The organism is Blautia sp. LMAG:36 (genome assembly GCF_008680535.1).
GTDB classification, from domain to species: Bacteria; Bacillota; Clostridia; order Lachnospirales; family Lachnospiraceae; genus Blautia_A; species Blautia_A fusiformis.
The window spans coordinates 368,248-383,222 of sequence record NZ_NALB01000006.1 but is presented as its reverse complement, the minus strand read 5'-3'; the positions used below and the strand labels follow the sequence as shown (position 1 = coordinate 383,222).

General features: G+C 48.0%; 13 protein-coding genes. 3 read left to right on the top strand and 10 right to left on the bottom strand.

Annotated features, from left to right (window positions below):
- Nucleotides 1-42: 42 nt before the first annotated feature.
- The 7 genes from CCC17_RS09210 to gpr form a co-directional block, all read right to left on the bottom strand.
- The gene (locus CCC17_RS09210; protein WP_044961702.1) at nucleotides 43-1,026 is read right to left on the bottom strand and encodes a rod shape-determining protein; all 984 of its coding nucleotides are present in this window, start codon (nucleotides 1,024-1,026) and stop codon (nucleotides 43-45) included.
- Between the two features lie 132 nt (nucleotides 1,027-1,158).
- The gene (gene uvrA / locus CCC17_RS09205; protein WP_059086148.1) at nucleotides 1,159-4,008 is read right to left on the bottom strand and encodes an excinuclease ABC subunit UvrA; all 2,850 of its coding nucleotides are present in this window, start codon (nucleotides 4,006-4,008) and stop codon (nucleotides 1,159-1,161) included.
- A 154-nt stretch (nucleotides 4,009-4,162) separates the two neighbouring features.
- Nucleotides 4,163-5,299 (bottom strand): radical SAM family heme chaperone HemW, encoded by a 1,137-nt coding sequence (hemW, locus tag CCC17_RS09200; protein ID WP_118752912.1) that lies wholly within the window; start codon nucleotides 5,297-5,299, stop codon nucleotides 4,163-4,165.
- Nucleotides 5,289-5,675: a hypothetical protein gene (locus CCC17_RS09195; protein WP_021651885.1), complete on the bottom strand. Its 387-nt coding sequence runs from the start codon at nucleotides 5,673-5,675 to the stop codon at nucleotides 5,289-5,291. Before CCC17_RS09195 ends, hemW begins: the two co-directional genes overlap by 11 nt.
- An 11-nt stretch (nucleotides 5,676-5,686) precedes the next feature.
- Nucleotides 5,687-7,495 carry a translation elongation factor 4 gene (gene lepA, locus CCC17_RS09190; protein WP_021651884.1) on the bottom strand — a complete coding sequence of 603 codons (1,809 nt, stop codon included), beginning with the start codon at nucleotides 7,493-7,495 and terminating at the stop codon, nucleotides 5,687-5,689.
- An 82-nt stretch (nucleotides 7,496-7,577) separates the two neighbouring features.
- The gene (locus tag CCC17_RS09185) at nucleotides 7,578-8,909 is read right to left on the bottom strand and encodes a stage II sporulation protein P (RefSeq protein ID WP_287082977.1); all 1,332 of its coding nucleotides are present in this window, start codon (nucleotides 8,907-8,909) and stop codon (nucleotides 7,578-7,580) included.
- A gap of 23 nt (nucleotides 8,910-8,932) precedes the next feature.
- Entirely contained in the window at nucleotides 8,933-9,862 is a 930-nt protein-coding gene (gpr, locus tag CCC17_RS09180; protein ID WP_015527438.1) for a GPR endopeptidase, read from the bottom strand.
- Nucleotides 9,863-10,154: 292 nt separating this feature from the next.
- Between gpr and rpsT the strand changes: the two genes are divergently transcribed.
- Both rpsT and CCC17_RS09170 read left to right on the top strand, forming a co-directional pair.
- Nucleotides 10,155-10,418, top strand: a complete 264-nt coding sequence (gene rpsT, locus CCC17_RS09175) for a 30S ribosomal protein S20 (RefSeq protein WP_022426951.1) — start codon at nucleotides 10,155-10,157, stop codon at nucleotides 10,416-10,418.
- Nucleotides 10,419-10,531: 113 nt separating this feature from the next.
- Nucleotides 10,532-11,104 (top strand): M48 family metallopeptidase, encoded by a 573-nt coding sequence (locus CCC17_RS09170; RefSeq protein ID WP_287082976.1) that lies wholly within the window; start codon nucleotides 10,532-10,534, stop codon nucleotides 11,102-11,104.
- Nucleotides 11,105-11,107: 3 nt separating this feature from the next.
- Here the strand turns inward: CCC17_RS09170 and holA are convergent, their stop codons facing one another.
- Nucleotides 11,108-12,103, bottom strand: coding sequence for a DNA polymerase III subunit delta (gene holA, locus CCC17_RS09165; RefSeq protein ID WP_022426949.1), 996 nt, complete (start codon nucleotides 12,101-12,103; stop codon nucleotides 11,108-11,110).
- Nucleotides 12,104-12,274: 171 nt separating this feature from the next.
- Here holA and CCC17_RS09160 point away from each other — a divergent pair, with 171 nt between their 5' ends.
- Nucleotides 12,275-12,682, top strand: coding sequence for a DUF6465 family protein (locus CCC17_RS09160; protein WP_021651876.1), 408 nt, complete (start codon nucleotides 12,275-12,277; stop codon nucleotides 12,680-12,682).
- Nucleotides 12,683-12,807: 125 nt separating this feature from the next.
- Here the strand turns inward: CCC17_RS09160 and glpK are convergent, their stop codons facing one another.
- Nucleotides 12,808-14,307 (bottom strand): glycerol kinase GlpK, encoded by a 1,500-nt coding sequence (gene glpK / locus CCC17_RS09155; protein WP_022426947.1) that lies wholly within the window; start codon nucleotides 14,305-14,307, stop codon nucleotides 12,808-12,810.
- A 51-nt stretch (nucleotides 14,308-14,358) separates the two neighbouring features.
- Nucleotides 14,359-14,934 (bottom strand): glycerol-3-phosphate responsive antiterminator, encoded by a 576-nt coding sequence (locus CCC17_RS09150; RefSeq protein ID WP_287082974.1) that lies wholly within the window; start codon nucleotides 14,932-14,934, stop codon nucleotides 14,359-14,361.
- Between the last annotated feature and the right edge of the window lie 41 nt (nucleotides 14,935-14,975).

Genomic DNA, 14,975 nt, shown 5'->3' with positions numbered 1-14,975 from the left:
TCTCTTCTCTGACCCTGTGCCGTCCGGACGCCTCATAACGGTTTACATCCTTGACATGATTTCCGCATATTTTCCTGTTCCGGCAGCCACTACAAGCATTGCATCCTGCACAGTCAATGTGCTGACTCCTGTTTTCTGCTCGATCAATGCATCCATTCCATGCAGCATGGCACCTCCGCCTGTAAGAACGATTCCTCTGTCCATGATATCTGCCGCCAGCTCCGGCGGTGTTTTCTCAAGAACGCCATGGACTGTCTCTACGATCTGTCCGGTCGTTTCCCGCAAAGCGGTCCGGATCTCCTCAGAAGTCAGTGTTGCCACCTTCGGAAGTCCTGTGATGATATTTCTGCCCTTGACCTCCATCGTGCGAAGATCCGCTTCTTCACTGGCTGTTCCAATCTTGATCTTGATATTCTCCGCTGCATCCTCCCCGATAAAGAGGCTGTGCTTCTCACGTACATAATTCATGATCGCATGATCAAAATTATCTCCTGCAACCTTCACAGATGCGGAAACAACCACACCTCCTACGGATACGACCGCAACATCCGTGGTCCCTGCACCGATGTCCACGATCAGATTGCCAAATGGCTTGGTAATGTCTACACCTGCCCCGATAGCAGCAGCAATGGGCTCATCCACAAGAAAAACTTCCCTGGCCCCTGACTGATAAGCTGCTTCCTCAACTGCCTTGCGCTCGATCTCCGTGATCCCGCTCGGAACACTGATGCTGACTCTCGGTTTCCGGAACGCTCTCCGTCCCATAGCCTGTGAAATAAAATATTTCAGCATCTTTTCCATTACATTATAATCTACGATCACACCTCTTCGGATTGGCCAGATCACTTCCATATTGGAAGTCAGATGGCTTGCCATCTGTCTGGCTTCCTCACCGATTGCTCTGATCTTCTCTGTATCTTTATCATAAACAACCACAGAGGGCTCTCTTAAAACGATTCCCTTGCCTGTGGAAAACACCAGACTGTTTCTGGTTCCCAGATCGATTCCAATATCCTTTGCCGGCATAAATCCTCCCGCCTGCGTCATACACATTCATATGCTGACGCATTTCTGACTTATTCTGTTCCGGTCTGTGCCGAAACGTTCCCGCACTTCATTATATACAAAACCACAGAAATTGAAAAGAACTTTTACCGGTTATTTCTGTTCCAGATATTTTTTCACATATTTACCGGTGTAGGAAACCGGATTCTCTGCTACTTCCTCCGGAGTTCCTCTGGCAATTACCGTTCCGCCTCTGTCACCGCCTTCCGGTCCGATATCAATAATATGATCCGCCGTCTTGATCACATCCAGATTGTGCTCAATGACCACAACGGTGTTTCCTCCTTCAGACAGACGGCGCAGGATCTCGATCAGCTTGTGGACATCCGCAAAGTGCAGTCCTGTGGTAGGCTCATCCAGGATATAGATCGTCTTTCCGGTACTGCGCTTGCTGAGTTCTGTGGCAAGCTTGATACGCTGTGCTTCTCCTCCGGAAAGAGTGGTGGAGGGCTGACCCAGACGGATATAGGAAAGCCCTACATCATACAGGGTCTCGATCTTTCTCCGGATCGACGGTACATTCTCAAAAAATGTCAGTGCTTCTTCCACAGTCATATTCAATACATCATAAATGCTCTTGCCCTTATACTTCACTTCCAGAGTCTCACGATTGTAGCGTTTGCCCTTGCAGACTTCGCAGGGCACATATACATCCGGAAGAAAATGCATCTCGATCTTGATGATTCCGTCACCGCTGCAGGCCTCGCACCGTCCGCCCTTGACATTAAAACTGAAACGGCCTTTCTTGTAGCCCTTTGCCTTGGCATCTGCGGTGGCTGCAAAAAGATCACGGATCTGGTCAAAAACTCCGGTATATGTGGCAGGATTGGAACGGGGAGTTCTTCCGATCGGGGACTGGTCGATATTGATCACCTTATCCAGCTGATCGATACCCAGGATGTCATCATGTTTCCCGGGGATCACTCTGGCACGGTTCAGGTCTCTGGCAAGTCTCTTGTACAAGATTTCATTGATCAGAGAGCTCTTACCGGAGCCGGAAACACCTGTGATACAGGTCATCACTCCCAGAGGAATATCTACGTCGATATGCTTCAGGTTGTTCTCTGCCGCACCCTTTATATGAAGAAATCCGGTTGGTTCCTTCCTCACTTCCGGTACCGGGATCTTCAGCCTTCCGCTTAAATAAGCTCCTGTCACAGACTGCTCATTTTTCATCAGATCCTCAGCTGTCCCCATTGCGACCAGTTGTCCGCCATGTTCTCCGGCTCCGGGGCCGATATCGATGACACAGTCTGCAGCACGCATGGTATCTTCATCATGCTCCACCACGATCAGACTGTTGCCAAGATCACGGAGACGCATCAGTGCCCCCAGAAGCTTGTCATTATCTCTCTGGTGAAGCCCGATACTCGGCTCATCCAGGATATATGCAACCCCCACAAGCCCGGATCCGATCTGTGTGGCAAGACGGATCCTCTGAGCCTCTCCGCCGGAAAGGGTTCCGGTAGCTCTTCCAAGTGAAAGATACTCCAGGCCAACCTCTGCCAGAAATCCAACCCTGGCGCGGATTTCCTTCAGGATCTGCCTTCCAATAAGCTCCTGCTGCTTTGAAAGCTTCAGATCGCGGAGAAAGCCCTGCAGCTTCTGTACCGGCATATTGGTCACTTCATAAATATTCTTATCCGCCACGGTCACTGCCAGTGACTCCTTCTTCAGCCTCTGTCCCTTACATGTGGTGCACGGAGTAATCCGCATAAAGCTCTCGTATTCCTGCTTCATGGCCTCGGAACCGGTTTCACGGTATCTCTGCTCCACATTGCGGATCAGTCCCGGGAACGCCACATCGTAAACGCCCTCTCCCCGCTGTCCTTTATAATAAACCTTCACAGAATGACCGCCGGTACCATGGATGAGGATATCCTGGACCTTCTTCGGATACTCACAGAAAGGTGTATCCAGAGAAAATTCATATTCCCTTGCCAGGGCATCCAGGATTGCTCTGGAAAAACTTCCCTGCGTAGTACAGGACTGCCATCCGAGAACAGCGATAGCCCCTTCATTGATACTCCGTTTCTTATCCGGAATCATCAGATCGATATCAAATTCCATCTTATATCCAAGACCCAGACACTGCGGGCAGGCACCAAATGGATTATTAAAGGAAAAGCTCCTGGGTTCGATCTCATCAATGCTGATGCCGCAATCCGGACAGGAAAAACTCTGACTGAAATTCAGAAGCTTCCCGTCCATAGTGTCTACTACCAGCAGACCATCCGCCAGATCCAGCACGGTTTCAATAGAATCGGAAAGACGCTTCTCTATTCCCGGTTTCACAATAAGTCGATCCACAACGATCTCAATGTTATGTTTGATATTCTTATCCAGCTTGATCTCCTCAGAAAGCTCATAGAGATTTCCGTCGATCTGCACTCTCACATATCCGCTTCTTCTGGCCTGATCCAGAAGTTTAACATGGGTTCCCTTGCGTCCCCGCACTACCGGTGCAAGAAGCTGGATCTTCTGGCGTTCCGGAAGCGTCATGATCTGATCCACCATCTGATCTACCGTCTGTTTGCGGATTTCTCTTCCACATTTGGGACAGTGCGGGATTCCCACACGGGCATACAGAAGTCGGAAATAATCGTAGATCTCCGTTACCGTACCCACTGTAGAACGGGGATTCCGGTTCGTTGACTTCTGATCAATGGAGATTGCCGGCGGAAGGCCCTCGATACTCTCCACATCCGGTTTCTCCATCTGTCCCAGGAACTGCCTCGCATAGGAAGAAAGTGACTCCATATAACGTCTCTGTCCCTCTGCATAAATGGTATCAAATGCAAGAGATGACTTACCGGAGCCGCTGAGTCCGGTAAGTACCACAAACTGGTCTCTGGGAATATCGACGCTAAGATTCTTAAGATTATTCTCATTGGCTCCGCGTATCCTGATAAAACGCTTCTTATCGTTTGCTTCTGCTGACATGAAAGCCTCCTACTCTGTCCGGTCATAAAAAATACTCCGGTATTCTTCTCAACAGCAGAATCTACCTCTCTTATTCCGCTGTAAAACTTCTGATTTTTTACCAGTATACTGCCAGAACATCCGTTCGTCAAGGTGAAAAAACCGACAAATTTTTCTACAGCAGAAAATCCGCCATCACTCCATTACTCACATGGATTCCCTTTCTCGAAAGATATATCCTGTCTCCTTTTTGTTCCAGCATTCCGATCTCCAGATGTTTTTTCAGGACCTCTCCGTAAACGTTTTCCATATTTTTTCCGAAATATTCCGCAAACGCTTCCATTGAAACACCCTCTGTCATCCGAAGCCCCAGAAACATAAACTCAGCCATCTCATCTGCCTCTGTAAGGCTTTCCATATTCTGGCGGATCTTATCCGGAAACGCACTGTTTCCAATATATTCCTTCATATCCGCAGTATTGGAAAAACGCATATGATCCAGAAGTGAAGACGCCCCAAGTCCCAGTCCCAGATAATCGATCCTCTGCCAGTATCCCTTATTATGGCGGCATTCCCGCCCGCCTTTCGCATAATTGGAGATCTCGTACTGATGAAACCCATATTCCTCCAGGATCCCTGCCGTATTCTCATACATACGGTACTCCGTATCCTCATCCGGCAATTTCAGCTTTCTCTCCCCGAAAGGAGTACCTTCCTCAATGATCAGACTGTAGGCGGAAATATGTTCCGGCGAAAGCCCTGCCACCGTGCGGAGATTTTTTTCCCAGTCTGCATAGGTCTGTTCCGGAATGGCACTCATCAGATCGATATTGATGTTGGAAAAGCCTGCATCCCTTGCCATAAAAAAGCTCTCCTGAAACTCTTCCCACGTATGGATCCTTCCAAGGATCTTTAATTCCCGATTCTGCGGGGACTGAAGCCCCAGACTCAGTCGGTTGATCCCGTGTTCCAGATATATCTGAAGTTTTTCTTTATATAAAGTCCCCGGATTTGCTTCGATGGTGATCTCAGCATCCGGGGCCACAAAAAACTTATTTCTGATCTGATCCAGCATCTCTCCAACAAGAGACGGATCCGGCACGGAAGGTGTTCCTCCGCCGATAAAAACTGTGGTGATCTCCCTGTCCGAAAAATCCGGAACAGCGGCAATCTCCCTTTCCAAAGCCTGGAAATATTCACGCTGCCTCTCTTTTCCGGCAGGTCCGGAAAGGAAATCACAGTAATCGCATTTTTTTACACAAAACGGAATATGGATATAGAGCTCCAGCGGTTTTTTCGCCTCATTCTCCATCCATGGCTCCTTCCTCTCCACCACTACCTGATGTATCATTATCCTCATCGGAGCTTGTATCTTCACCGGCACTATCCGCATTATCCGTACTTCCGTCTGAAGCAGCCGGTGTCGGTGTCACGCCATCGATCCCCAGTGCCTCGCTGCCGTTTTCTGCCAGGTACTCATTGACCATTGTCAGATTTCCATTGCTCGTCACTGCATCCGGATCTACGGTTTTCGGATCAGGAGTGGCAGTCGGTTCCGGCGCTGTACTGATTTTGATCACACTTTCCTCTTCTGCATTTTTCTTCTTTGAACCACATCCGGTAAGCAGAGCTCCTGTTATAGCCAGAAGTCCTGCTGCCAGAAACAGTTTTTTTATATTTTTTTTCAAAAAGTCATCTCCTATTTATCATCCAGCTTCAGGACACTCATAAATGCCTTCTGCGGGATCTCCACGTTACCTACCTGACGCATACGTTTCTTACCTTCCTTCTGTTTTTCCAGAAGCTTCTTCTTACGGGAGATATCTCCACCGTAACACTTGGCAAGTACGTCTTTACGCATGGCTCTTACCGTCTCTCTGGCAATGACCTTGCTTCCGATAGCTGCCTGGATCGGAATCTCAAAGAGCTGTCTCGGGATCTCGTCTTTCAGCTTCTCACACATCTTTCTTCCACGCTCGTAAGCAGTATCTGCATGCACGATAAAGGAAAGAGCATCCACTTCTTCTTTATTCACAAGGATATCCAGCTTTACAAGCTCACTTCTCTCATATCCGTCCAGTTCGTAATCTAGGGATGCATAACCTCTGGAACGTGATTTCAGTGCATCAAAGAAATCATAAATGATCTCGTTCAGCGGCAGTCTGTATTTCAGGAGTGCACGGGTTTCTTCCATATATTCCATGCCTTCATACTGACCACGTCTCTCCTGGCAGAGATCCATGATCGCACCAATGAACTCTGTGGTTACCATGATCTCCGCCTTCACCATAGGCTCTTCCATGTATTCGATCTCTGAAGGATCCGGAAGGTTGGTGGGATTGGTCAGCTCGATGATCTCACCATTGGTTTTATAGACCTTATAGATAACACTCGGTGCTGTAGTTACAAGATCCAGGTTATACTCTCTCTCCAGACGCTCCTGGATGATCTCCAGATGAAGAAGTCCCAGGAAGCCGCAGCGGAAACCAAATCCAAGGGCGACCGATGTCTCCGGTTCATAATAAAGGGAAGCATCGTTGAGCTGAAGCTTCTCCAGCGCGTCACGGAGATCGCCGTACTTGGCACCATCTGCCGGATAAAGGCCACAATAAACCATAGGGTTTACCTTCTTATATCCCGGAAGTGCCTCTGCACAGGGGTTGTCCGCATCCGTTACCGTATCACCCACGCGGGTATCACGGACATTCTTGATGCTGGCTGTGATATATCCAACCATGCCTGCTGTCAGCTCGTCACATGGGATAAACTGACCCGCTCCAAAATATCCAACCTCCACAACCTCCGTGGTGAATCCGGTCGCCATCATATGGATCCTCGTGCCCTTTTTCACACGTCCGTCCTTCACTCTGCAAAATACGATAACACCCTTATAAGGGTCATAAACAGAGTCAAAGATCAGAGCCTTCAGCGGTGCATCCACATCCCCCGCCGGCGCCGGGACCTTATTGACGATCTGCTCCAGGACCTGGTCTACATTCAGTCCTGTTTTTGCGGAGATCTGCGGTGCATCCTGCGCCTCAATTCCGATCACATCCTCGATCTCATTGATAACACGCTCCGGATCCGCACTTGGAAGGTCGATCTTGTTGATCACCGGAACCACATCCAGATCATGGTCCAGTGCCATATATACATTGGCAAGTGTCTGAGCTTCGATTCCCTGTGCTGCATCCACAACAAGGATCGCTCCGTCACAGGCAGCAAGGCTTCGGGAAACCTCATAGTTAAAGTCTACATGTCCCGGGGTATCGATCAGGTTAAAAATATACTCATTTCCGTCCTTGGCTTTGTATACAATACGAACCGCCTGGGATTTGATGGTGATCCCTCGTTCTCTCTCAAGGTCCATGTTATCCAGAACCTGGGCCTGCATTTCCCTCTCGGTAAGAAGTCCCGTCATCTCGATGATACGGTCCGCAAGTGTTGACTTGCCATGGTCGATATGTGCAATGATACAAAAATTCCGAATTTTACTCTGGTCTATCATTCAGGAAGTCCTCCTTAAATTTCTCTCGTATAAAGCGTTCAGAACGCATATTTTTCCATACTGCTCTTTATCATACCATATTTCAGTCTTCTTTGTCACTGCCTTTCAGAACTCTGTTTAAGATATCTGCAAAAGGTTCCATGGCATTTCTGACTTCCTCCACGGTATTTGTCTGCGCTCCGGCCTCCAGAAGCAGCGCACGTGGCTTAAGATGCAGATTATAGCGAAGACCTGCCAGATAGATTCCCCGGTAAAGATCGGGGTAATACTGTGCCGCCTGATATTCCAGCTGAAAGGAAAATGCCAGATTCTCTTCTATGTAAGGATTGGGCAGATAACTCACTGCCCCCTGACTGACTGTATAGCTTAATCCATTATAAAAAAGCAGCTGAGCAGTAGGTTTTCCATTCACCTGCGTTACCAGATGCCGATCATCCGGCACACCATCTCTATGAAGATCGATCACAACTTCAATGGTGGGGTTTTCTTCCAGCACTTTTTCTATGGATGCCCTGGCATAATCATAAGCCTTGCTCCTGTCCAGTGTTCCTCCCATCATATCAAAGGCATCTGTTATATGAATGACCTGGTATCCATATGTTTTTTCCAGAAGTTCAGTAAGATGATCTCCCACTCCTACGATGGTGTCCTCAGTCTGTCCTTCTCTTGAATCTGCAAAAGCCTCCTGGGAATGGGTATGATAGATCAGGATCTGGGGTACCGATGAATCCTTTTTAACGGACAGATCCTCCTTCAGAAAACGGGGCGCACTGATCTGCTGTGCATTCGTCTCCGTATTGGAATCCAATATAAAAAACTGATTCATCACATAATCAAAATCTGCCAGTTTCGCCTGAGACAAGTCAATCTGCGGATGTGGCAGTGCCACAGCCTCCTGTTCCTTCGCGGTATTTTCACCGGATCGGTTCTCCTCTGACGCCGGAGTCTCCTGTTCTGCAACTTTCTGTCCTGTGTCCCCCGACTCCGTAACTTCCGGCTCTGCATTTTCCTTACCGGTCTCCTTTTCACTTTTTTTGCCGTCAGAAGATTTTTTCTCTGCCTCTTCCGCTTCTTTCTTTTGAATTTCTTTTTTCTTTTGAAGCTCTTCTTTCTTCTGAAGCTTTTCTTTCTTCTCTACTTCTTCCGCCTCGGCCATCAGCAGCGTCTCCTGCTCTTTTCGGTTCTCTGCTTCCACTTCTTTACCCAGATGCTCTGCGTTTTTTTCCTGCAAAAGCATCTCTGTTTCCCTGTCTCTGCCATTTTCCTTCTGCAGAGCTTTCTTTTCCAGAAAGCAATACAGCGGCAGCTGTCTGTAGATCTCACCATGCCTGAAAAAATCTCCCGGAAGGACAGCCACCACACACAGGAAGATCAGGCTCAAAACCACGCAGAAAGCCCTCTGGATATTCGTCACCCACGATCACCTCTTATGGTATTTTATGACCTGTCCTCTTCGATTAGACTATCGGAAAAAGCCAGATTCAGTCCCTCGGAAATGGTAAAGCTTAAATACCGTACCGTTTCATCCACATCCTTTGGTGTTACAAACATGGTGTAAAGCTTCGGCGAGATCATTTCTTCCAGAAACTCCTTCTGCTCATCTTCCTCCAGCGCCTCCAGAAGCTCCGCCATGGAATCATGGACAATAGTAGCCGCATCCACCACAGTCGGAACACCGATCCCGATCACACGGACCGAAAGATTTTCTTCATTCAGGCCTTCCCTGTGATTCCCCACGCCGGAGCCCGGACTAATCCCGGTATCCGTGATCTGGATCGTCCGGTTAAGTCTTGTCGTACTTCTGGCCGCCAGCGCATCTACGGCGATCACCAGATCCGGCTTTGTCTCAGAAACAACACCCCGAACAATTTCCAGAGTTTCCATTCCGGTCTGTGCCATCACACCCGGAACGATCCCGCTGATCTGATGCATTTTCATATGTTCATTGCTCTTCAGCCCATATTCCCGGATCACATGCCTTGTCATATGAAGATTGGAAACTGCACGAGGGCCAAGGGAATCTGCAGTAATCTCCTGATTTCCAAGCCCTACCACCAGGATCGACTGCTGCCGTCCGAGATCGATCAGCTCCCTCAAATGATGTGCCACCTCTTCCGAGATCTCCCTGTGATAATCCTCATCCGGAACGGAAAGATCCGGTGCCTCAATGGTAATATAGGTCCCCTGTGGTTTTCCCATGGTCCTGGCTCCGTTTTCCGTTGTGATCCGCACTACGGTAGTCCGAACATCCTTTTCCTCATCGTATCTTTCCCTGATCTCTACTCCACGTACTTCTACGTTTTCCGCCTGAAAGCGTTCCGTTGCTTCCAGCGCCAGGTCTGTTCTGATTCTGCTCCTTCCAGCCATACTCTCATCCTCTTTTTCTGTAAGATTGCAAAGACTTTTCCGCTGCTATCTGCAGCTTTACCGGTGTTTTCCCTTTCATTATTTCCCTTTTTCCCATAAATATGTATCATTTCCCCTTTCCCACACAGCATCTGGTATTTTTTGCATATTTTTTTGGAATTTTTGCAAAAAACATCTTGACATTCCTGTGCACGTATAATAATATATATAAGCATGTTTCATAGGAGCGCCCGTGTCTGTTCCTGTGAATGTAATTTAATATTATATTTTTAAGGAATCGGAGGTGTACGAATTGGCTAACATTAAATCCGCAAAGAAGAGAATCTTAGTTAACAGCACTAAGGCTGCAAGAAACAAAGCAATCCGTTCTGCAGTTAAGACTTCCATCAAGAAAGTTGAGACAGCAGTTGAGAATAAGGATAAGGCAGCTGCAGAGGTTGCTCTTAAGGACGCAATCTCCACAATCAGCAAAGCTACATCCAAGGGCGTTTATCACAAAAATAACTGCGCCAGAAAAATTTCCCGTCTTTCCAAAGCTGTCAACAGCATTGCGTAATAGACCACGGAATATTTTAGTTATAAGCTTATAAGTAAAAGGAAAGACAGTCGAACCGTCAGCGACTGTCTTTTTTGTATATAGATTTCTGCATTGACCAAAAGGAGTTTTTTATGATATCCCATCCCTTTCCCTACCGCATTATCCGCAGCAGTCGGAAAACCCTGGCGATCCAGGTCAGCGTTTCCGGTCAGGTAACTGTCCGCGCTCCACACACAATGCCAGATTCCACCATCCATCGTTTTCTCTCACAGAAAGAAAGCTGGATCCTGGAGCATCTCTCACACGCTGCCACTGATCCGGCACAGCCCCAGGCTGAAAACCCGCCTCTTTCAGAATTCCGCCGCAGTTATTATATGGAATCCGCCAGAAAAATATTCAAAAGAAAAACCGCAGCCTACGCCAGAAAAATGGGCGTAACCTACGGCCGTATCACGATCCGGGAACAAAAAACCCGCTGGGGAAGCTGCACCAGCGAAGGAAACCTGAATTTCAACTGGCGGCTGATCTTCGCCCCGGAAAAAGTCCTGGATTATGTTGTGGTACACGAACTTTCCCACAGAAAAGAAATGAATCATTCCCCTGCCTTTTATGCAGTGGTGGCATCTGTGATGCCGGAGTATAAAGCCTGCGAAAAATGGCTCAGGGACAACGGAGCGACCCTGTGGCAGAACCAGTCTCCGTAAAACTCAGGCTCTCACTGCTCTCGCCGAGCTGTACTTCACGATCAGAAGCTCCACGCTGAGCACATCTCCAAGTGTACCTGTCTTTACCGCCTCTTCCGCATCCACAAAATCCCGCACAGCATTCTCCAGCTCTTCCACAGTGTAGGATCTGGCACAGGATGCCAGATTCCGCACAACAAAAGAGGGTACTCCCAGTTTGGAAGCGATCTCGGTTTGAGAAAGACCCTCCTGTGACATTTTCTTGGTCAGGCAGATCTGACGAAACTGTTTCGCCAAAAGAAACAATATCCGCATCGGCGGTTCCCGAAGAGTCAGAAGGTCATAGTACAGATCCAGGGCCCGCTTCTGGTTCTTCTCCGTCACCGCACGCACCATATCAAAGATCTTATTGGTTGTCTGCGTGGTACAGACAGCCTGGATATCTGCAGCAGTCACAACATCTCTTCCGACCGTATAGGAGATCAGCTTTTCCAGCTCCATCCTTATATTTCCCATATCTGTTCCCGTCATGGTCAGCAGAAGCTCCACATCTCTCTGGGTGATCCTGCGGCCATTTTTTCCAAGGATCCCTGCTGCCCACCGCATAAGAGTCTTTTCATCCTGCTGTTTAAATTCCCCGATGCTGCCGCAGGCTTTTACCGCCTTGTACATACGGCTTCTTTTATCTACTTCAGACTCGCAGAACACCAGATACAGATAATCAGGCAGAGCTTTCATATAATCTGCCAGTTCCTCACATTTGTTCTTAAAGAATCCCGTATCCTCAAGAAGGACTACTCTTCGCTCTGCAAAAAAGGGCATGGTATCACAAAGACTCAAAAGCTCCCGGACATCGATCCCCTTCCCCTCATATCTGGTAAAATTCATGGTATCATCGTCCGGGTTCAGAGCCTTCACCAGATTTCTTTTATATTGTTGTTTCAGATAGGCTTCCTCACCGTAAAGGAGATATGCCTGCTTAAATTTTCCTGTTTTAATATCTTCCTGAATATTCTTCAATCTCTGTACCCCTGTCTGATTTTCTCTGTAATCCAGTTTATACGACAACTGCCGGAAATGCAACACCCAAGCAAAAATTTGACTTTCCACCGGATTCATGATACTGTAAACAGGTACATATTCCGGCAGATCCGTTCTGTCAGCGAAATATGCGGAAGGGAGTGTTCCATTATGGAAAAAAGAAGAAACAGCAGAACAAGCAACCTGAAGAGCGCAACCACCAAGGCCAAAGCTACCGTGAAATCAACTGTAGAAAAGATTGAAAAAACACCTGCAGCTGAAAAAACCGTTAAAGCAGTCAAAAAGGCAACAGAGACTGTAGCAGCCAAGGCACCAGAAGTAGTAGAAGAAGTTAAGAACACTGTAAAAAATCATAAGATCAGCGGCATCACACTTGAAATTTTTGAGACATCCATCACAGTTGCCGACCTTGAGGCAGCTGTTAAGAAAGATGCAGAAGCAAAGGGCCTGAAAGGCAAAGAGCTCCACATCTATGTAAATGCAGAAGAAAGAGCAGCTTACTACACTGCTGACGGAGAGGGTTCCGACGATTACAGGATCGATCTGGCCACTCTGTAAGCTCCGGCGGATCTGTTCCGCGATCGCTTACTATGCCGGTCTGTCTGTGACATTCCGGAAACGCAAAAAGCCATGCACAGGACATTTTCATCCGGTCCCGCTGCATGACTTTTCTTTTTTATCTTTTACTGGATCTTTTTGATCCAGTCTCTGGAGCAGCCTACTGCAGCTCTCCAGCCTTTTACCATGGCATTTCGCTTCTCGTCATCGATCTCCGTGCGGAAAATACGTTCCACATCACGGCTTTCCAGTACTGCCTCCTTGCTTTCCCAGAATCCCACAGCAAGACCTGCCAGATATGCGGCACCAAGAGCAGTTGTCTCAATACATTCCGGACGTTCTACAGCTACATTACTGATATTGGCCTGGATCTGCAGGAGAAGATTGTTTGCACTTGCTCCGCCGTCTACACGAAGAACTGCAAGGTCACTTCCTGCATCTTCCTTCATAACCTCCAGCACATCATTGACCTGATATGCAAGTGATTCCAAAGTCGCACGCACAATATGATACTTATTTACACCACGGGTCAATCCCACGATCGTGCCACGGGCATACTGATCCCAGTAAGGAGCTCCAAGTCCTGTAAATGCAGGCACGACGTAGCAGCCGTTTGCATCCGGTACCTTTCCCGCAAAATACTCGGTATCCGATGCGGAATCCACCAGATGAAGCTCATCACGAAGCCACTGGATCGCAGCACCAGCCACAAATACGGATCCCTCCAGAACATAAGTGATCTCTCCGTTAAGTCCCCATCCGATGGTTGTAACCAGCCCGTTATTGGAAAATACCGGTTTATCTCCTGCATTCATCAGAAGAAAGCCACCGGTTCCATATGTATTCTTGGTTTCACCTTTCTCAAAGCAGGCCTGCCCGAACAGCGCCGCCTGCTGGTCCCCGGCAGCACCGGCTACCGGGATCCTTCCACCGAAAAAGGATGGATCTGTCTCACCATAAATCTCACTGGACTCTTTTACCTGCGGGAGCATGCATTTCGGAATATCAAGTTCCTCCAGGATCTCATCATCCCACTCCAGTGTATTGATATTGAACATCATCGTTCTGGATGCATTGGAATAATCTGTTACATGAACAGCTCCCTTGGTCAGCTTCCAGATCAGCCAGGTCTCCACGGTACCAAACAGAAGCTCTCCCTTCTCTGCTCTTTCGCGGGCACCCTCCACATTATCCAGGATCCATTTTACCTTTGTGGCTGAAAAATACGCATCAATAACAAGTCCTGTTTTCTGACGGAATTTTTCTTCCAGTCCCTTTGCTTTCAGACTGTCGCAGTATTCTGAAGTTCTTCTGCACTGCCATACGATGGCATGATAAACCGGCTGTCCCGTATTCTTATCCCAGACAATAGTGGTCTCTCTCTGATTGGTGATACCGATCGCTGCAATATCCTCTGCCGTTGCCTCAATCTGGTTCATAGCCTCTCTGGCAACAGAAAGCTGTGTGGACCAGATCTCACCTGCATCATGCTCTACCCATCCCGGTTTCGGAAAATGCTGGATAAACTCCTTCTGCGCCACACTGCGGATCCTTCCGCTTTCATCAAAAAGAATACAGCGGTTACTGGTCGTTCCGGAATCCAGCGCCATAACATATTTTGCCATATAAAAATCCTCCAATACATTTCTTGGCTGCGGCTCAATGCCTCTGCAGCCTCATAATTTCCATACCTTCTGATTTGTAGTGGAAACCGCTGCTGCCCCCGCACCCAGGGCTCCCATCACATCCTCCTTATCGGAGATCAAACCGCCTGCGATCACAGGCACCTTGCTTGTTTTACATATCTGTTTAAGAATCTTCGGCATCAGCCCCGGCAGAACCTCTACCACATCCGGCAGCTGCTCATGCTGATTTCCCAGATTCTCAATATTCTTGATCGCCATGGAATCAATAAGGAAAAAACGCAGAACTGTATACATTCCAAGCTTCTTCGCCCTGTTGATCATGGATGCTTTTGTTGAAATGATCCCATCTGCATGGATATTTTTACAAATATAATCCACAGAAACCTCTTTTGAGCTTAAACCTGCGATCAGGTCTATATGTGCCATCGCGATCTTCCCCGCCTGGTGGATCCGCTCCACAATTCCCCCAATAGAACGGATATCTCCATACAGGATAAAGATCACGGTAAGCTCCTCCCTGCCCAGACAGTTCTGAAGCCCCTGCTCATCCTTCACAGCCGCTATGATCGGGTTCGCCTCGATCGCGTCCAGAAATTCTTTGTTCATCTTCTCTCTTCCTCCGCAATGTTCACACAATATCATACTAT

Excerpts from the sequence above, each read along its gene's own strand:
- lepA (WP_021651884.1), bottom strand. The coding sequence starts at position 7,495 with ATGATAGACCAGAGTAAAATTCGGAATTTTTGTATCATTGCACATATC.
- CCC17_RS09210 (WP_044961702.1), bottom strand. The coding sequence starts at position 1,026 with ATGCCGGCAAAGGATATTGGAATCGATCTGGGAACCAGAAACAGTCTG.
- glpK (WP_022426947.1), bottom strand. The coding sequence starts at position 14,307 with ATGGCAAAATATGTTATGGCGCTGGATTCCGGAACGACCAGTAACCGC.
- CCC17_RS09170 (WP_287082976.1), top strand. The coding sequence starts at position 10,532 with ATGATATCCCATCCCTTTCCCTACCGCATTATCCGCAGCAGTCGGAAA.
- gpr (WP_015527438.1), bottom strand. The coding sequence starts at position 9,862 with ATGGCTGGAAGGAGCAGAATCAGAACAGACCTGGCGCTGGAAGCAACG.
- hemW (WP_118752912.1), bottom strand. The coding sequence starts at position 5,299 with ATGGAGAATGAGGCGAAAAAACCGCTGGAGCTCTATATCCATATTCCG.
- uvrA (WP_059086148.1), bottom strand. The coding sequence starts at position 4,008 with ATGTCAGCAGAAGCAAACGATAAGAAGCGTTTTATCAGGATACGCGGA.
- CCC17_RS09150 (WP_287082974.1), bottom strand. The coding sequence starts at position 14,934 with ATGAACAAAGAATTTCTGGACGCGATCGAGGCGAACCCGATCATAGCG.
- CCC17_RS09160 (WP_021651876.1), top strand. The coding sequence starts at position 12,275 with ATGGAAAAAAGAAGAAACAGCAGAACAAGCAACCTGAAGAGCGCAACC.